Raw genomic sequence first — 17,151 nt, forward strand, 5'->3', positions numbered from 1 at the left:
GGGAAAACTCCTGTTTCCGCACGAAAAAAATGGACGCTCTTTTTCGCCAAGAACGTCCTCTGTCGAAATTCAATTTCTCGTTGCTTCAATTTTCGTTGAAAATAATCAACTTCAACTCGGTCATTTCCTCGATCGCATAGCGAATCCCTTCGCGGCCGAACCCGCTTTCTTTCACGCCGCCGTACGGCATATGGTCGACGCGGAACGTCGGGATGTCGTTGATGAGCACGCCGCCGACGTGCAGTTGTTTCGCCGCTTTCCACGCGGTATGGACGTTATCGGTGTAAATGCCCGCCTGCAAACCGTAGCGCGAGTCGTTGACAAGCGCAATCGCCTCGTCAATCGAGCGGACGCGGTTGATCAAGACGATCGGGGCGAACACTTCTTGGCATGACACTTTCATTGTCGGTTGGGCATCGACAATGACCGTTGGAAGCAAAATGTTGCCGTCGCGCTCGCCGCCAAGGACGACATTCGCGCCGCCTTGTTTCGCCTCTTCAATCCAAGCAAGCGCGCGATCGACATCGTTTGGCGTGATTAACGCCGACACATCGGTGGCTGGATCGAGCGGGTCGCCTGTTTTCAACTGTTTCGCGGCAGCGACGAATTTTTCAACGAACTCGTCATAGCGTTTTTCATGGACATAGACGCGCTGGAGCGAAATGCACACTTGCCCTTGGAACGTGAACGCGCCAAATACGCAGCGCGGGATGATGCGGTCAAGATCGACCTGCTCGTCGACGATGACGGCGGAGTTCGAGCCAAGCTCCAACGTCACCCGCTTTAAGCCTGCTTTATTGCGGATCGCGATGCCCACTTCCGGGCTGCCGGTGAACGTGATCATGCTGATACGGGGATCGGCGACGATTTGATCGCCGACCGTGCGGCCGCTTCCGGTGACGACGTTAAGCGCCCCTTTCGGCAAGCCTGCGTTCTCGAACAGCTCGGCGATAAAGTAGGCCGACAGCGGCGTTTGGCTGGCTGGCTTTAACACAACGGTGTTGCCTGAAGCGATAGCCGGACCAAGTTTATGGGCGACTAAGTTCATCGGGAAGTTAAACGGCGTGATCGCTCCGATGACGCCGATCGGTTCACGGACGGTGATGGCGATGCGGTTTTCCCCGCCCGGCGCCGCATCAAGCGGCAATGTTTCGCCATGGATGCGCTTCGCTTCTTCGGCGGCGAATGTATACGTCTGGATCGTGCGGGCGACTTCCCCTTTCGCCGTGGTGATCGGCTTGGCGGCTTCCAAGGCGATCAACTTCGCCGCTTCTTCTTGCCGCTCTTTCAACTGTTCGACGACCCGCCCTAAAATAGCGGCCCGTTCATGCGCCGGCATGGCGGCCATCGTCTGCCGCGCCGCATACGCCGCAGCGATCGCCTCATCAACTTCTTGTTCGTTGGCCATCGGAATTTCGGCAATCGTCTCGCGTGAATACGGTGATTTCAGTTCGGTGTAAGACTTCGCTTCCCGCCATTCGCCGTTGATGTATAGTTTCTTTTTCTGTACCGCTGTTTGCATTCGTTTCACCCTTTCTATGTTTTCGGCATGCGTCCTTGGCTGATGCGTTCCCTTTACCGATATCTGTCCGGCACGCCCTATTTACTTGTTTCATTCGCCACTGTGCTCGGAAATCCTTCATCTCTTTCAAAAAGACGGCAGCTGCCAGCAGCAAAGTTTTTCAAAGCCCCCCTCTTCCCTTTCGCGCCACCTAGCAAACAAGTGGATGCTGCTCCCATTATACATCTCTACCGCTAGTTTAGCCGCAAAAATGCCTGTGGATATGGTGAATTTCCCTTACACAAAGGTAAAGCCGAGCCCCATTACTCGCCTGCAGGCATTAGCCAGTCTAATTGATGAATATGTCCGCCGGAGCAGCGATTCATCCGATGAGCGTCCTTGCGACATAGACAAGCGGCGCCTTTGGCCGAAGGTTGTTTCTTAAGCTTTCTTTTCTATACGTTTTCATTATATGATGAAAGCAACGAACCACTTTTCAAAGGGAGAATGAAGCAATGATCATCAAAAAACTCATCGACCTCTCCATGCCGATCACGGCCCAAACTCCGGTTTACCCCGGGGATCCGAAGCCGCACATCGAACCGGCGGCCACGTTCGCCGCTGACGGCTACCATGTCAGCCGTCTTGTGCTCGGTTCGCATAGCGGCACCCATGTCGATGCGCCGTTCCACTTTTGCGAGCACGGCTGGCGGTTGGATGACGTGCCGCTCACTTATTTTCTCGGCCGCGGCGTTGTGATCGATGCCACAAGGAAAGCGGAAGGGGAAGCAGTGACGATGACGGATGCCGCCCCGTATATGCCGAAACTGTCGCCAGGAACGATCGTTTTGTTTCACACCGACTGGTCATCATGCGCTGGGACGGAGCGGTATTTTCGCCACCCGTACGTCGCGCCGGATGTCATCGAAGCAATGCTCGAACGGGGCGTTCGCACGTTTTTGATCGATGCCTTGAACATCGATCCACCGGATGGTTCCTCGTTTCGCGCCCATGAACTTATTCTCGGCGCTAACGGGGTGATCGGAGAAAACTTCACCAACTTCGATCAAATCGATTTCGATGACCCGTACATCATCGCCTTGCCCCTTTCCTTGCCCGGCGGCGACGGCTCACCCGTTCGGGCGGTGGCAGTGCAATGGGGGTGACCAATCGATCGGACATACGAAACGCCCCGTATCTTCTTCGATGCGGGGCGCCCTTTCTCTAGAAGGTTAGTGAAAAACAACAGATTCTCTCGATTGGTGAGAAATTACAAGGAATGAAATGATGACGTTGCAAGGTTTTTTAGTTTGAGAAACATTGTTGGAGAGCAGTATTTCCCCTTAAATCACCGGCCTCCTAGATATCTCTATCTGCCAACGCCTTTCCTGCGTAAAACATAGCGTCGGCCGAAAAAGCTGTCATGCTCTTTCGGCGGCATCACCCTTGCCGGCGTTTCCCTTCCTGATAGTAGGTGTCCATCACGTCCTTCGGCACCATGCTTCCGCCTGTGGCCCAGCAAATATGGGTGGCTTTGTTCATTTTTTCTTTCAAATGATGTTGCTTGAGATACGTTTGCCCCGCTTGCTCTTGAAACAGCCGCACAGGCCCTGCGACCCCTGCCAACGCGGACGGTTCCAAGCGGATCTCCTCCGTATCGATCATCGCCGCGAGCAACCGATAAAGGGTGGAATCGTCCACTGTATAGACGCCACTGATGACGTGTTCCAGCATCTTTCCGACCAGTCGCGAAGGGCGGCCGACGGCCAGCCCGTCGGCTTCGGTTCGGTTATCCATGCCAAACTCCTGCACCGAGACGCGATCGTGCTCTCCCGTCATCAGCCCAAGCAGCATGCAAGGCGAATGGGTTGGCTCGGCGAAAAAGCAATGCACATGATCCCCATACACAAGTTTCAAACCAAACGTCACCCCACCCGGTCCGCCGCCAACTCCACAAGGAAGGTAGACAAACAGCGGGTGATCTTCATCGACGATGATGTTCTTGTCTTCTAACTGTTGCTTTAACCTCAACGCCGCCACCGCGTATCCTAAAAACAAATGAATCGAATTTTCGTCATCGATAAAATACAAGGTTGGGTCTTCAGCCGATTGTCTTCTCGCCTCTTCGACCACTTTGTTGTAATCGGTGAGATGTTCGACCACCGTCACCCCTTTGCTTCGCAGCAAATCTTTCTTCCACTGTTTCGCGTCCGCCGACATATGCACCGTCACATGAAATCCAAGCCGCGCTCCGATGATTCCGATGCTCAGGCCTAAATTTCCCGTTGAACCAACGACAAGCGAATAGCGGGAAAAGAACTTCCGAAACTCCTCGTCAGCGAAGACCGCGTAGTCATCCTCTATGGAAATCAAACCGTTTGCGAGCGCGAGGTCTTCGGCATGTTTCAAGACCTCATAAATCCCCCCTCTCGCCTTGATCGATCCGGAGATGGGGAGATGGCTGTCGCATTTGAGCCATACTTCCCCTTCAATCGGCTGCCCGCTCATCTCTTCCAAATACCGTTGCATTTTCGGAATCTTTATTAGCGGCGATTCAATGATTCCGCCACTGTCCCGCGTTTCCGGAAACACCTTGGCGATATACGGGGCAAAGCGCGCCAACCGCTCTTCGGCTTCCTTGACATCGCGTTCACCGAGCGGAAGATGGCGGGCGGCTTGATCAAACGAACAAATGTTTGGATTCGGCCAAAACACTTCTTCTGTTCTGATCATATTCTCCAACAACGGAAGTTCCCTCATCCATTGTCGAATCGTTTTCCCCGCTACGATTCGGTTCTCCATGTCTTTCCTCCTCATCCATATGTAAAAAGCATCTACTTCCAGTATAATAGAAAACGTGAATCGCTGGTATAGGGGAGGAAAACGGTCTTGAACATCGTCCCAACAAAACAATTAGACCGCGCTCTAGTCAACCAGTTTTTTATCGAACATTGGGGAAGTCCACAAATGGTGGTGTCGACTGGTGCTTATGACTGCAGCGAGCTGGATGGATTTGCCGCTGTCGAGAATGGACAGCGGATCATCGGGCTCATTACGTTTGTGATTCGCGGAAACGAATGCGAGATCATCTCGCTAGACAGCATAATGGAAAACCGCGGCGTCGGCAGCGCCCTTTTGCATGAGGCAGAAACATGGGCGAGGCAACAAGGGTGCACCGCGGTTCGACTGATCACGACGAATGACAACTTGCATGCACTTCGTTTCTATCAAAAGCGCGGCTATCAAATCGTAAATGTCTTTCCGAACGCCGTCGACAAGGCGCGGCAAATCAAGCCAAGCATTCCGTTGATGAGCGCTGATGGCATTCCGATTCGGGATGAGCTGTTGCTTGTGAAACCACTAGGGTGACACGGTGCAATGATGACGTCTTCTTGAAAAAGAAGCACCAGCCTTCTCCCAAGGCTAGTGCTTCTTCCAATATTTTATACTCCTCACCTATGAAGCTAGTCGCTAGGAGTATTAAAGCTCGGTGGTTATATGATAAATGTAATATACTCCATAGGCGATGCTAATGAGGGAGACGGTTTTCACCATCCATTGGCTTATGGCTTGCCGTTTCACTTTCATCCAAACGAACGGAACGCCAAGAAGTGTGGTGAACAACATCATGCCGATGACCGTCCCTAAGCCAAAAAGCAAAATAAAGGAAAAGGCCATCCAAGTTCCTTTAACCGTCGTCATCGTCAACAACACCATTCCGGCACTTCCGGCCAAACCATGAACAATGCCGATCAATGTCGATTTGATATGAAAATGATGAATATCGCCACGGCGATGATGATCCATGCTCATTGGCGAGCGAAAACTGGCAATTCCTAAAATGACGATCATAACGCCAACGACCATTTCAAGGTAAGAAGCAACCTGTTCAGGAATTTGTCGCTCAAAAGCGATCATCGCCATCCCGACGATGAGCAGCGTCAACGTATGGCCGATTCCCCAAAACATGCCGGCCAGCGACGAAAGGGAAAGTTTTTTTGTTCGGCTGACAATCGTAGAAACCGCAATAACATGATCCGGTTCTGTCGCATGTTTCATTCCTAGCAGCAATCCAAACAAGAGCACAGGCCATATCGTTCCCATTGTCTTCTTCCTTTCTCTTGTCAATATTTCCTCCAGCAAACTGGCGCTTTCTCACCACATTGGTGGCGAATAAACTGGTGGATGCGTTGAAATATCGCTTCGATGGCCGATGTTTCATACGCCAATATACGTACAGAAAAGCCTGGAACGGCTGCCGCTGAAAAACCGTAGCGAACCTCTTGCGGCATTTCTTCCATGAATTGGTTGAGCTGTTCTAACACTTCCTTTGTGATGAACGGAGACAGAGCCACCAATGATCCGACATGCGTATAGCCGCCAAGCTGCAGCATGCTTGTTAAGTGCTGCCGCGAATCTAAGTACAGATGATCAAACAGAACGAACGCCTCGTCTTGATACACCTTCAGTTTCGAACGAATCCAATCGTAGCGGAACAGTTGGCCGCTCTCTGACCAACCCGGCGTGATGATCTCCCCATACATAAATGTCGAACGGCTTGTTACATGAACGACAGTCTCTTGGATAAAACGGGCTTGCTCGTAGGCAATGAGAGGATCGGGAAAATATTCGAGAACACTTTCATCACCCAAGGAAAATTGCGTATATTGCCAAACAGGCGCATACGGGGTTTTGTATACTTTTGTCGCCGCTTGTGTCGTCACCATCAATTTGGCGTGAGACTGCAACTTCATATTGATCTCGTAGCAGTCGCCATTGACGTATCCTCCTCCAACGTGAACAAGATATAATGTCGGATGAGCAGAATCGAGATAAACAGGGCGCATCAGTTTCAGCGCTCCTTCATTATAAGTGTCAGAAATGACGGTGCGGCCGTCTTTCACGACCGCTGTGCATTGCAAACGCCCCGTCCAGCTCATTCGTCCAACCCTGCCAACAGCACCTGTTTTTCTATCCAATCCACAACGTCAAAAAGCCCGATCTCTTCTTTTAAATTTGTAAAAATGACTGGCTTCGCCCCTCGCGCCGCCTTGGCATCCCGTTCCATCACTTCCAGACTGGCACCGACGAAAGGGGCAAGATCAATTTTATTAATCACGAGCAAATCCGACTTAATCATCCCCTGTCCGCCTTTGCGCGGTATTTTTTCCCCTTGGGCGACGTCGATGACGTAAATGGAGAAATCAACAAGCTCCGGACTGAAGGTCGCCGCCAAGTTATCGCCGCCGCTCTCGATAAAAATGAGCTCGACATCCGGATGGCGCCGCTTCAGTTCATCAATGGCCGCAAAATTCATTGATGCATCTTCGCGAATGGCGGTATGTGGGCACCCGCCTGTTTCGACGCCGATAATCCGATCTTCCGGCAGAACGCTATGTTTGATTAAAAATTGGGCATCTTCTTTTGTATAAATATCATTCGTAATGACCGCGATGCTAAAGCGGTGGTGCATCACCCGCGTCAGTTTCTCGACAAGCATCGTTTTGCCGGCGCCAACGGGGCCGCCGATGCCGATTCGTACCGGTTCGATCATGATATTCCCCCTTCTTCGTTTTTCATTCCAACCCAAATAGGCGCTTTTTTGTTTGTCCAGTATTATGACATAAACAACCGGACCGGAAGGCGTTCATGTTGCATTTGCGCGATTTCTAAGCCAATGGCTGCCGCCCCGAGCTCCTCTTCGCCGAGCATCTCGATGATGTTCGTGGCATGAATCAAATATGGCTGCACCATGACGAGCAGCTGTTGCCCGTCCGTTTGGCCGAGGGGAATGCCGCGGACCGCGTTTTGCACCATCGTTTGTACAGAAGCAAACAAATACGTCAGCACCGTCGTTTGTTTGGTTGCCCCGATTTTGCGACCGACTGCCGCAAACACGATGGCCGGATGAATGGACTGCTTCGTTTGTACGATCTCATCGAGTTCATCGACCGAATAAATGTGGCGGCAAAGTTTCCATAAACGCTCTCCGATCATTCTCGTTCCTTCCCGCGTTTCCTTCGCCAGGCAGAGAGCAAACAGCGTTTCGTTCAACCGTTGCAGTCCTTCGATGCTGTTGGCTTTCAACTGCTCATAGGCGATCCGGCACGCTAATCCATCCGTATACGTCAGCTGGGTTTGAATGTAAACGATAAGTGATTCACGAAATGTTTTGGCATCACAAATTTGCTCATTGTACATGTATGTTTCAAACCCAAAGGAATGGGAAAATGCTCCAGATGGAAAATTCGAATCCGAGAGCTGCAACAGCCACAATAGCTGTTGGTCAGTCATGGCGGTGGCCGATATGACGAAACGCTTGTTTTACTTTCCGTTTTTCCCGCTTGTACGGGATGTGCAGCTGTTTGAGCAGCTCTTCGACTAAATAGTCGTATTGGACAAGCATTTCCCCTTCCTCGAATTGGGCGGGCAAATGGCGGTTGCCGAGCTGATGAGCGATCTCCCCCATTTGTTTCAACGAAACCGGCTTTATAACGAGCAAATCCTCAGGAAGAACGGAAACAACGATCGCGTTATAGTCATCCATCCACAATACATCTCCATCCGCCAATTCTTTCGCTTCCTTTAGGCGAATGCCAAGTTCCCGCCCATGATCGGTCACGACCCGCTGGATTCGCTTCACTAAATCGTCGCTCGCCATGTACACCCGTTCAATATGCGGGGGAAGAGAAGAGAGGGTTTGAATATTGCCGACAATCGTTTCAATAATCATCTGCCATCACCTCAAAAAAGAAAATATCGTTGCGCCATGGCCACCACTTCGGCCGGCTCGCACGTAATGAGCCGCCCGTCGACCTTCACTTCATACGTCTGCGGATCAACATCGATGTGGGGCATGGCGTTGTTGAACACCATATCGTTTTTCGATAAACGGCGAATATTCCCGACCGGTTTTACCGTTTTTTGCAGCCCTAGCTTATCAGGAATGCCGCGTTCAAGCGCCGCTTTGGATAAAAAGGTGATGGACGTTTTTGTGATGGCGGCGCCATAGCTGGCGAACATCGGGCGGTACAGAGCGGGCTGCGGCGTCGGAATGCTGGCGTTCGGGTCGCCCATTACGCTGTAGGCGATCATCCCGCCTTTGATGACGAGCTCAGGCTTGACCCCGAAAAAAGCGGGATGCCAAACGACCAAATCTGCGAATTTTCCGACTTCCACCGAGCCGACATATTCGGCAATCCCATGAGTAATGGCTGGATTGATCGTGTATTTCGCGACATACCGTTTGACGCGGACATTATCGCCCCGCCCCGTTTCCTCCGGCAAGCGGCCAAACTGTTTTTTCATTTTGTCCGCCGTTTGCCATGTACGCAAAATGACTTCCCCAACGCGCCCCATCGCTTGCGAATCGGAACTGATCATGCTGAACGCGCCGATGTCGTGTAAAATATCTTCAGCAGCGATCGTTTCTTTGCGAATGCGCGAATCGGCAAACGCAATGTCTTCTGGAACAGATGGATCTAAATGATGACACACCATTAGCATATCCAAATGCTCATCAAGCGTGTTTTTTGTATACGGCCGCGTCGGATTCGTGGAAGAAGGCAAAATGTTCGGGAAGCTGGCAACTTTCATAATATCGGGCGCATGCCCCCCTCCGGCTCCTTCCGTATGGTATGTATGAATCACGCGCCCGTTAATGGCCTCTAGCGTATGCTCGACAAACCCGCCTTCATTCAATGTATCCGTATGAATGGCGACTTGCACATCGTACTCATCGGCCACCCGCAAGCATGCGTCAATCGCCGCCGCCGTCGTTCCCCAGTCTTCATGAAGTTTGAGCCCAATCGCTCCAGCGCAGACCTGTTCAGTGATCGGTTCTTTCGCCGATGCGTTGCCTTTTCCTAAAAAACCGATATTCATTGGGAACGCTTCGGCAGCTTCAAGCATCCGGTAAATGTTCCACTCTCCCGGCGTGCACGTCGTGGCATTCGTTCCAGTCGCCGGTCCGGTCCCGCCGCCGATCATCGTCGTAATGCCGGATGACAAAGCAGTTTCGATTTGCTGCGGGCAAATGAAATGGATATGGGCGTCGACCCCGCCGGCGGTCACGATTTTTCCTTCCGCCGCGATCACTTCCGTTGAGGCGCCGATGACAATATTGACGCCGTCCATTAACAGCGGATTCCCAGCTTTGCCGATAGCGGCGATCTTCCCGTCTTTGATCCCGATATCGGCTTTGTAAATGCCAGTGTAATCAACGACGACAGCATTCGTCAGCACTAAATCGACCGCTTCGTCGCGGGTTGCGAGCGGATGTTGCCCCATCCCGTCGCGAATCACCTTCCCACCGCCGAATTTCACTTCATCGCCGTAAACCGTATAGTCATGCTCAATTTCAACCCATAAGTCCGTATCCGCTAGCCGGATGCAGTCCCCAGTCGTCGGCCCAAACATATCCGCATATTGCCGTCTTGACATAGAAAAACTCATTCTCTTACTCTCCCTTCTTGCTGCCATCAAGGAGGCCGTTGACCATATTGTTTAATCCGTACACCCGGCGTTCGCCGGAGAACGGAACAAGCTCTACTTGCTTCGCATCTCCGGGCTCAAAACGAACCGCTGTCCCGGCTGGAATGTTCAAATGCTTTCCATACGCCGCCTGCCGGTCAAATTCAAGAAATGCGTTGACTTCAAAAAAGTGAAAATGGGAACCAACCTGCACCGGGCGGTCGCCGCGGTTGATGACCGTCAGTTTCGTGACTGGTTTCTGCCGATTGCAAACAATCGGTTCGTCACGCAATCGATATTCTCCTGGGATCATAGGACCACTCCTTTATCCACTTTCATTGAATCGACCGGCGTCGTTACGACCGGATCGGCTGATGGACGGTGACGAGTTTCGTACCGTCGGGAAACGTCGCTTCCACTTGAATCTCTTCAATCATGTCAGCGACGCCTTCCATCACATCGTCCCGCGTCAAAATCGTTGCGCCGTATTGCATCAGCTCCGCCACCGTCCGTCCGTCGCGGGCGCCTTCCAACAGCTCATACGTAATGAGCGCCACCGCTTCCGGATAATTCAGTTTCAATCCTCGTTCTTTCCGGCGGCGCGCCAAATCGGCGGCCACGACGATCAACAGCTTTTCCTGTTCGCGCGGAGTCAGTTTCACTCATCTCTCCCCCTCTTAAATGCCCCCACCTATTCTCGCAGGTTCAAGAAATCTCTCATCGCTAACCCGCGGCCTGTGGCTTAAACAGCAAGAAACGATTGAATATAAGTCAAATCCGCCTCATCGACATCCCCCTTCGCCACGACAGTGCCGCAATCCAAAATATAGAAATGATCGGCACAAGAAAACGCCAGCTCCACGTTATGTTCGACCAACACGATGCCGACCTGCTTTTCTTCGGCGATTTTCATAATCACATCATGAATCAACTCAACGATCGACGGCTGAATGCCTTCCATCGGTTCATCAAGCAAGAGCAGTTTCGGCTCGCCGGCTAACGCGCGGGCGATGGCCAGCTGTTGTTGCTGTCCGCCGCTTAAATCCCCTCCCTTTCGCTGGCGCATCTCTTTTAAGACTGGAAATAATGCATATATTTCCTCAAGGATCGGCTGAGGACGGACGTTCTCGGCCTGCGCTTCCAACCCGAGAAGGAGATTTTCTTCCACTGTCAGCGCAGAGAAAATTTCCCTCCCTTGCGGCACATAACCGATCCCTGCCCGCGCCCGCCGCTCCGGCGGCCATCGCGTGATATCTTCTCCTTCCCATTCGATCACGCCTGACATCGGGCGAATCAACCCGATGATCGTTTTCATCAACGTCGTTTTGCCGACCCCGTTTCTGCCTAACACCGCTGTCACCCGGCTGAGAGGAATTTCCATGCGAACTTGATCGAGCACAACACTTTCATCATAGCCAGCGGTTACATTCCGGAGACATAACATGCGTTTTTCCTCCTTCCAAGATACACATCGATGACTTGTTCGTTTTGCTGCACCTCATCAATCGAGCCTTCGCACAATACTTTTCCTTCATGCATCACCGTCACTTGTTTCGAATAGCGGCGGACAAAGTCCATATCATGCTCCACAATGATCACCGCACAATGTTCAGCAATTTCATGAAGCCATTCCCCCGTGCGCTCCCGTTCCGCTGCGCTCATGCCAGCAATCGGCTCATCCAATAGGAGAAGTTGCGGACGCTGAATCAGTTGCATGCCGATTTCCAACCACTGTTTTTGTCCATGAGACAGAGTGCCGGCTAAGCGATGACGTTCATCAAGCAATCCCATTCTCTCTAGTTGGGCTGCCATGATCTCTTCCTCTTCTTCGGTCCGCTTCGCCCGCAAAACAGAACGCAAGCGCCGATCTTGACGAATGGCCAACTCCATATTTTCCCATACTGTCAAAAACGGAAAAATGGAAGGGCTTTGAAACTTCCGGGCAATCCCCATTTGCACGATCTCGTATTCCGGCTGTTTCGTGATGTCATGGGAGAAAAACATCACTCGACCGTCCGTCGCTCTCGTCCGTCCGCAAATGACATCGAGAAGTGTTGTTTTCCCCGCTCCGTTCGGGCCGATCAAAAACCGCACTTCATGAGGGTAAACGGCGAGATCAACACCTTGCAAAGCGCGAAATCCATCAAAGTCAACAATCACATCACGACACATCAACACGGGCTTCACGTTCATGCCCCCTTTTTGCTTTGATGCGAACAGCAACGAGCGATTCATAAATGCCCGCCAATCCTTTCGGCACGAATAACACAACAACGACAAACAGCGCGCCTAACAAAAGCAACCATAGGTCGGGATAATTTTCGCTTAAAAAACTTTTCGCCGTGTTCATGACAATCGCGCCAACGATCGCGCCCATGAGCGAGTGGCGTCCGCCGACAGCCACCCATAACACCATTTCAATTGAAGGAATAATCCCCATCATCTCTGGGGAAATAAGCCCGACTTGCAGGACAAACAACGCTCCGGCCACCCCGGCAAAAGCTGCCGACAAACTATACACAAACACTTTATAGACGGTCGGATTGAATCCTAAAAAACGGACCCGGTTTTCCGCGTCGCGAATCGCGATGAGCACCTTCCCCAACCGTCCGGACGTCAAGCGGCGCGCCGCGACGAAAATGAGAGCGAGACAGACTGTTGTCAGCCAATACAAAACGATTTGCGTGAGCGGCGATGATAGCGAAAAACCAAATACAGTTGAAAAATTGGTCAAGCCGTTCGTTCCACCTGTCCATTCTTGCTTGCCGATAAACAATGTCACCAATACGACGACCACCGCCTGGGAGAGAAGAGAAAAATAGACGCCTTTAATCCGATTTTTAAATGTGAAATAGCTTAATAGCGCAGCTAGCAACGTAGGAAGAGCGATCGCAGCGGCAATGGCCGCCATAGGATACGCAAACGGCTTCCAAAACCAGGGCAGTTCGCGTACGCCGCTCCATTCCATAAAATCAGGCAAATGCCCTCGCGAAGCTTCGAGCTTCAAATACATCGCCATGCAATAAGCGCCTAATCCGAAGTACACCCCATGGCCAAGGCTCAAAATGCCGGTATAACCCCAAATGAGGGAGATGCCGACCGCCACGATGGCCAAGCAAAGAAATTTGCCGAGCAGGGACAAGCGAAACTCAGTCAAATAAAACGGCGCAAGAAACAAGGCGGCAAAAAACAGCCAGTATCCCCAACGTTGATTCACTATGCTCCCCCCTCAATCAAGCGACCGCGTTCTCACGTTAAGAAGACCGGATGGTTTCCATTGCAAGAACGCAATAATCAAAACGAACACAATGACTTTGGCCATAGTGGCGCTTGTGGAATACTCGACGAACGTCGAAATCAAGCCAATGCCAAATGCCCCCAGCATCGTCCCGGCCAGTTTTCCTACTCCCCCTAAAATGACGACCATAAACGCATCGACAATATAGTAAGTGCCGATCGTTGGCCCGATCGGCCCAAGCAAGGTCAACGCGCATCCCGCCACTCCCGCCAACCCTGAACCGATGGCAAACGAGTAAGCATCGACCTTTTGCGTGGCAATGCCGAGGCAGGCCGCCATCGACCGGTTCATGGTAACAGCTTGAATGCGTCGGCCAGTTCGTGTTTTCATTAAATACAGATAGAGAAAGAAAACGATCGCCAACACAAGACAAAGAATAAACAACCGTTTATACGGAAACACCGCCCCGAACAAGCGGATTCCGCCATCGAGCCAGCTTGGCGGCACAACGGCCACGTTGGGCGCCCCAAAGATGAGGCGGGCCGTCTGCTGCAAAATCAAACTGATCCCCCATGTCGCTAACAAACTGTCCAACGGACGGCGATACAAATGACGGATTAAACTTTTTTCCAACCCCCAGCCAAGCAGAGCGGCGATCAAAAATGACAACGGAATGGCAACGACAAAATACAGTCCTGCCGAGTGCGGCATATCGTTGGCAAACCATTGTTGGGTCACATAAGTCGTATACGCTCCGACCATCATCAATTCACCGTGCGCCATATTGATGACACCCATCAGCCCGAACGTGATCGCCAACCCTATGGCAATCAAAAGCAAAATTGAACCGAGGCTCAGCCCGTTGAATAATTGGTCGATGAACATCGCTATCCCCCTCTCATGTCCGCTGGGCGAGAAGGAAGGAAACCCCTTCCTTCCAAGTGAACTATTCACTTAATCCCTTCGCCCATGGGTAGCTCTTTAAATACGGATCTGGCTTCACCGGCTGGCCGGAATTCCATAACTCTTTGAATTGTCCGTCCGCTTGGATTTCGCCAATGCGCACCGTTTTCCATAGATGTTGCGTTTCCCCGTCAATTTTCACCGTTCCTTCCGGCGCCTTGTATTCAAGGCCGGCCGCAGCTTTTTTCACTTGATCCACATCAAAGGAACCGGCTTTTTTCACCGCTTCGGCCCATAAATGAACTGCTGTATACGCCGCTTCAATCGGATCATCAGTCACGCGGTCTTGTCCGTACTTTTGTTTATACTTTTGTACAAACGCCTTATTCTCCGGTGTATCGGTCGTCTGGAAATAGTTCCACACAGCCAAATGACCGGCCAACACATCCGGCCCGATCCCGCGGATTTCTTCTTCTGCGATGCTGACGGACATCACCGTCACGTCTTTCGGCGTAATGCCAGCGTCTTTCAACTGTTTGAAAAAGGCGACATTGCTATCGCCGTTGAGCGTATTGAAGACAACAGCCGGTTTCACTTGTTTGATTTTGCTGATAATGGTGCTATAATCGGTATGGCCGAGCGGCGTATATTCTTCACCGATCACTTGCCCGCCTTCGGCCTTCAGTTGAGCCTTGATGATTTTGTTCGCGGTCCGTGGAAAGACGTAATCCGACCCAAGCAAGAAAAACGTTTTGCCACGGTTTTTCAAGAGCCAACTAACCGCCGGAACGATTTGTTGATTCGTCGTCGCCCCGGTGTAAAAGATGTTCGGTGATGACTCCATCCCTTCATATTGCACCGGATACCAAAGCAGCCCGTTGTTTTGCTCCACAACCGGAAGCATCGCTTTGCGGCTTGCCGATGTCCAACCGCCAAAAATGGTGGCCACTCGATCTTTTTGCAGCAGTTTTTTCGCCTTTTCGGCAAACGTCGGCCAGTCCGATGCCCCATCTTCCACAACCGGTTCAATTTTCTTGCCGAGCAGCCCTCCGGATGCATTGATTTCCTCGATCGCCATTAATTCGGCATCGCGCAGCGACACTTCACTGATGGACATCGTCCCGCTCAGCGAATGGAGAATCCCTACTTTGACCGTATCGCCTTCTTTACTAGCCGAAGACGAATCCTTTTTGTTTTCGTTTTTTGCTTGATCCATAGCTGATGACGCCGCACATCCACCAAGGGCAAAAACGCTGATGCAGAAAAGCAACCATAACTTCCGCATGAATTTTGGTTTCATTCGGACATCCTTCCCCCTTATTCATTTCTAAAAACCAATGATTCCTTATATTTCGTTAATCTAGGAAAGCGGCCTCCCTCCCTTGTTCCTCAAAGGTGACGAGCGATATCCATTTTGTGTAAACCATCTTGAGGATGTATTCTTGATTAGCAGTGTAAGGCCTAGATATCATTGATTCAACAGTATTGTCATATTTTATAACATATTTTTGTTATATTTATTATCACAAAAAAGCATCCCCCTTGTTTCTAAAGTCATTCGTGCCTAAAAAACAAAAAACACCCCAAAAAGGCACACATGCACCTTTTTTGGGGCATCTCTCATTTCGAAAGCGCCAAATCCGCTCCGATAACTCCGACAATTTGACCGTTATGATTCGCAATGGGAGCGGAAACCGTGGCACAAACACGTTTCGTCAATGCCGACACATACGGATCAGAAACGTACACTGTTCCTTTACTGGCTTCCTGAAACCACGACCGAACTTTGGCGTTGACCAATCCGGCTGGTGGATTCGAATAGACAAACGTGCCATCAAGACGATTCGACCAAACAGCCTCAAATTCTCCGTTCTGGGCTAAAAATTGGTCCAGTACCCGACAGTGGATGATCTCATCCATTTGTTCCAACGGAGCCGACTGAAGCAAAGCTGATAGTTTATGAATCGCGTTTTTTACGACTGCATCATCCACAAAAATCGTTTCTCTCATCCAATCACGTCCGACTGTTTGCTGCAGATCCTCCGCCGTCTTTTGCAACGCTTCGTGAATGCGCAAGATCTGCCTGACGTTCTCATGTTGTTCGTTCATATCCGCCGCCACCCGCTCGACAAACTGTTGATTTTCCTGGCTCAATTGCACAATTTCTTCAAGCAGGCCGACAATTTCTTTCACGCTATCCGACTGCCCGGATGCTGACTCAGCAGAAGAAGAGACGAGGCCCATCATATTATTCAGCTGCTGCTGCAATGAATGAAGGAACGTCATAATCGCTTCCATTTCTTTTTCTTCGACATCGATCTGCTTTGTTTCTTCACGAACGATATCGGTCGTCGCTGCGATTTCCCCTTGAATGAGCGACAAAATGTCCTGCGTTTGTTGAACCGCCTCCGATGTTTGATTGGCTAGCATGCCAATTTCACGCGCAACGACCGCAAACCCAAGTCCGTGTTCTCTGGCACGAGCCGCTTCTATGTTGGCGTTTAGCGATAAAATTCTCGTTTTTTGTGAAATCTCACCGATCGCCGATATAATTTGATTGATGCGTTGCGAATGATAAACAAGGTGGTCCATTTGTCTCAGCAATGTTTCATGGCGGGAGCGCAATGTTCGGATTTCCTTTTGCAACGTTTCTAATGAATTCCATGAATGCATCCATTGTTCAGAAAACTGCCGGCTGCTTACATGAATGTCGTTCGAAGATGCGGCAATTTCCTTAGCCGCTTCCTCGATGGCCCGCATTTTTTTCGCTACTTTCTCTGTATACTCGACTGTTTTTTCGCTATGGCTCATCAGCTCTGCCGCGCTGTTCTGGCTTGAATCGGAAATGTGACTTAGCGAAAGCGCCGCCAGTTTCATCTGTTCCATCACCGCCTTGAGCTGATCAACGGCCACCACAATTTGCCGAGCGATTTGGTTTCGTTCTTCACGCTTTTCCTCCTGCTCTGACCTAGCAGATTCACTCCTTGTTTTTCTCTCTGCACGCCTCGCAAAAATCAACTTTTGTCACTCCTTATGT

18 protein-coding genes are annotated in these 17,151 nt (G+C 51.0%); 2 read left to right on the forward strand and 16 right to left on the reverse strand.

The window, feature by feature from the left end; genetic code table 11:
- Window positions 1–85: 85 nt before the first annotated feature.
- Window positions 86–1,522 carry an aldehyde dehydrogenase family protein gene (locus tag GC56T2_RS09360; protein ID WP_144974732.1) on the reverse strand — a complete coding sequence of 479 codons (1,437 nt, stop codon included), beginning with the start codon at window positions 1,520–1,522 and terminating at the stop codon, window positions 86–88.
- A 494-nt stretch (window positions 1,523–2,016) separates the two neighbouring features.
- On the opposite strand from GC56T2_RS09360, the gene GC56T2_RS09365 reads away from it, so the two are divergent.
- Window positions 2,017–2,667 (forward strand): cyclase family protein, encoded by a 651-nt coding sequence (locus GC56T2_RS09365; protein ID WP_144974734.1) that lies wholly within the window; start codon window positions 2,017–2,019, stop codon window positions 2,665–2,667.
- A gap of 274 nt (window positions 2,668–2,941) precedes the next feature.
- Here GC56T2_RS09365 and GC56T2_RS09370 read toward each other — a convergent pair whose 3' ends face one another.
- Window positions 2,942–4,303: a D-serine ammonia-lyase gene (locus GC56T2_RS09370; RefSeq protein ID WP_144974736.1), complete on the reverse strand. Its 1,362-nt coding sequence runs from the start codon at window positions 4,301–4,303 to the stop codon at window positions 2,942–2,944.
- Window positions 4,304–4,390: 87 nt separating this feature from the next.
- On the opposite strand from GC56T2_RS09370, the gene GC56T2_RS09375 reads away from it, so the two are divergent.
- Window positions 4,391–4,870 carry a GNAT family N-acetyltransferase gene (locus GC56T2_RS09375; RefSeq protein WP_144974738.1) on the forward strand — a complete coding sequence of 160 codons (480 nt, stop codon included), beginning with the start codon at window positions 4,391–4,393 and terminating at the stop codon, window positions 4,868–4,870.
- A gap of 111 nt (window positions 4,871–4,981) precedes the next feature.
- Here GC56T2_RS09375 and GC56T2_RS09380 read toward each other — a convergent pair whose 3' ends face one another.
- The 14 genes from GC56T2_RS09380 to GC56T2_RS09445 form a co-directional block, all read right to left on the reverse strand.
- A complete protein-coding gene (locus tag GC56T2_RS09380; RefSeq protein ID WP_031409137.1) occupies window positions 4,982–5,605 on the reverse strand; it encodes an urease accessory protein UreH in 624 nt (207 codons plus the stop codon).
- 20 nt (window positions 5,606–5,625) lie between these two features.
- The gene (locus GC56T2_RS09385; RefSeq protein ID WP_144974740.1) at window positions 5,626–6,441 is read right to left on the reverse strand and encodes an urease accessory protein UreD; all 816 of its coding nucleotides are present in this window, start codon (window positions 6,439–6,441) and stop codon (window positions 5,626–5,628) included.
- A complete protein-coding gene (ureG, locus tag GC56T2_RS09390) occupies window positions 6,438–7,052 on the reverse strand; it encodes an urease accessory protein UreG (RefSeq protein ID WP_031409133.1) in 615 nt (204 codons plus the stop codon). The genes GC56T2_RS09385 and ureG overlap by 4 nt, the downstream gene beginning before the upstream one ends.
- A gap of 65 nt (window positions 7,053–7,117) precedes the next feature.
- On the reverse strand, window positions 7,118–7,795 hold the full coding sequence (locus GC56T2_RS09395) for an urease accessory protein UreF (protein ID WP_031409131.1): 678 nt from the start codon (window positions 7,793–7,795) through the stop codon (window positions 7,118–7,120).
- Window positions 7,788–8,234 (reverse strand): urease accessory protein UreE, encoded by a 447-nt coding sequence (ureE, locus tag GC56T2_RS09400; protein WP_031409130.1) that lies wholly within the window; start codon window positions 8,232–8,234, stop codon window positions 7,788–7,790. Before ureE ends, GC56T2_RS09395 begins: the two co-directional genes overlap by 8 nt.
- 11 nt (window positions 8,235–8,245) lie before the next feature.
- Window positions 8,246–9,955: an urease subunit alpha gene (gene ureC / locus GC56T2_RS09405; protein WP_144974742.1), complete on the reverse strand. Its 1,710-nt coding sequence runs from the start codon at window positions 9,953–9,955 to the stop codon at window positions 8,246–8,248.
- Window positions 9,956–9,959: 4 nt separating this feature from the next.
- Window positions 9,960–10,286 (reverse strand): urease subunit beta, encoded by a 327-nt coding sequence (locus GC56T2_RS09410; RefSeq protein ID WP_144974744.1) that lies wholly within the window; start codon window positions 10,284–10,286, stop codon window positions 9,960–9,962.
- Between the two features lie 43 nt (window positions 10,287–10,329).
- Window positions 10,330–10,635, reverse strand: coding sequence for an urease subunit gamma (locus GC56T2_RS09415; RefSeq protein WP_031409124.1), 306 nt, complete (start codon window positions 10,633–10,635; stop codon window positions 10,330–10,332).
- 80 nt (window positions 10,636–10,715) lie between these two features.
- Complete coding sequence (gene urtE, locus GC56T2_RS09420; protein WP_144974746.1) at window positions 10,716–11,417, reverse strand: urea ABC transporter ATP-binding subunit UrtE; 702 nt, start codon at window positions 11,415–11,417, stop codon at window positions 10,716–10,718.
- Window positions 11,396–12,160, reverse strand: a complete 765-nt coding sequence (gene urtD / locus GC56T2_RS09425; RefSeq protein ID WP_031409120.1) for an urea ABC transporter ATP-binding protein UrtD — start codon at window positions 12,158–12,160, stop codon at window positions 11,396–11,398. Before urtD ends, urtE begins: the two co-directional genes overlap by 22 nt.
- Window positions 12,135–13,193, reverse strand: coding sequence for an urea ABC transporter permease subunit UrtC (urtC, locus tag GC56T2_RS09430; protein WP_144974748.1), 1,059 nt, complete (start codon window positions 13,191–13,193; stop codon window positions 12,135–12,137). The genes urtD and urtC overlap by 26 nt, the downstream gene beginning before the upstream one ends.
- Before the next feature lie 9 nt (window positions 13,194–13,202).
- Window positions 13,203–14,096, reverse strand: a complete 894-nt coding sequence (gene urtB, locus GC56T2_RS09435) for an urea ABC transporter permease subunit UrtB (RefSeq protein ID WP_172706439.1) — start codon at window positions 14,094–14,096, stop codon at window positions 13,203–13,205.
- Between the two features lie 61 nt (window positions 14,097–14,157).
- Window positions 14,158–15,414, reverse strand: a complete 1,257-nt coding sequence (gene urtA, locus GC56T2_RS09440) for an urea ABC transporter substrate-binding protein (RefSeq protein WP_144974750.1) — start codon at window positions 15,412–15,414, stop codon at window positions 14,158–14,160.
- Window positions 15,415–15,734: 320 nt separating this feature from the next.
- Window positions 15,735–17,132 carry a methyl-accepting chemotaxis protein gene (locus GC56T2_RS09445; RefSeq protein ID WP_144974752.1) on the reverse strand — a complete coding sequence of 466 codons (1,398 nt, stop codon included), beginning with the start codon at window positions 17,130–17,132 and terminating at the stop codon, window positions 15,735–15,737.
- Between the last annotated feature and the right edge of the window lie 19 nt (window positions 17,133–17,151).

Source organism: Geobacillus sp. C56-T2 (assembly GCF_007829715.1).
Classification (GTDB): domain Bacteria; phylum Bacillota; class Bacilli; order Bacillales; family Anoxybacillaceae; genus Geobacillus; species Geobacillus icigianus.

What these genes read in the sequence shown, in the direction of transcription:
- GC56T2_RS09360 (WP_144974732.1), bottom strand. Translation starts at nt 1,522, where the DNA reads ATGCAAACAGCGGTACAGAAAAAGAAACTATACATCAACGGCGAATGG.
- GC56T2_RS09365 (WP_144974734.1), top strand. Translation starts at nt 2,017, where the DNA reads ATGATCATCAAAAAACTCATCGACCTCTCCATGCCGATCACGGCCCAA.
- GC56T2_RS09370 (WP_144974736.1), bottom strand. Translation starts at nt 4,303, where the DNA reads ATGGAGAACCGAATCGTAGCGGGGAAAACGATTCGACAATGGATGAGG.
- GC56T2_RS09380 (WP_031409137.1), bottom strand. Translation starts at nt 5,605, where the DNA reads ATGGGAACGATATGGCCTGTGCTCTTGTTTGGATTGCTGCTAGGAATG.
- GC56T2_RS09385 (WP_144974740.1), bottom strand. Translation starts at nt 6,441, where the DNA reads ATGAGCTGGACGGGGCGTTTGCAATGCACAGCGGTCGTGAAAGACGGC.
- GC56T2_RS09395 (WP_031409131.1), bottom strand. Translation starts at nt 7,795, where the DNA reads ATGACTGACCAACAGCTATTGTGGCTGTTGCAGCTCTCGGATTCGAAT.
- ureE (WP_031409130.1), bottom strand. Translation starts at nt 8,234, where the DNA reads ATGATTATTGAAACGATTGTCGGCAATATTCAAACCCTCTCTTCTCTT.
- ureC (WP_144974742.1), bottom strand. Translation starts at nt 9,955, where the DNA reads ATGAGTTTTTCTATGTCAAGACGGCAATATGCGGATATGTTTGGGCCG.
- GC56T2_RS09410 (WP_144974744.1), bottom strand. Translation starts at nt 10,286, where the DNA reads ATGATCCCAGGAGAATATCGATTGCGTGACGAACCGATTGTTTGCAAT.
- urtE (WP_144974746.1), bottom strand. Translation starts at nt 11,417, where the DNA reads ATGTTATGTCTCCGGAATGTAACCGCTGGCTATGATGAAAGTGTTGTG.
- urtB (WP_172706439.1), bottom strand. Translation starts at nt 14,096, where the DNA reads ATGTTCATCGACCAATTATTCAACGGGCTGAGCCTCGGTTCAATTTTG.
- urtA (WP_144974750.1), bottom strand. Translation starts at nt 15,414, where the DNA reads ATGAAACCAAAATTCATGCGGAAGTTATGGTTGCTTTTCTGCATCAGC.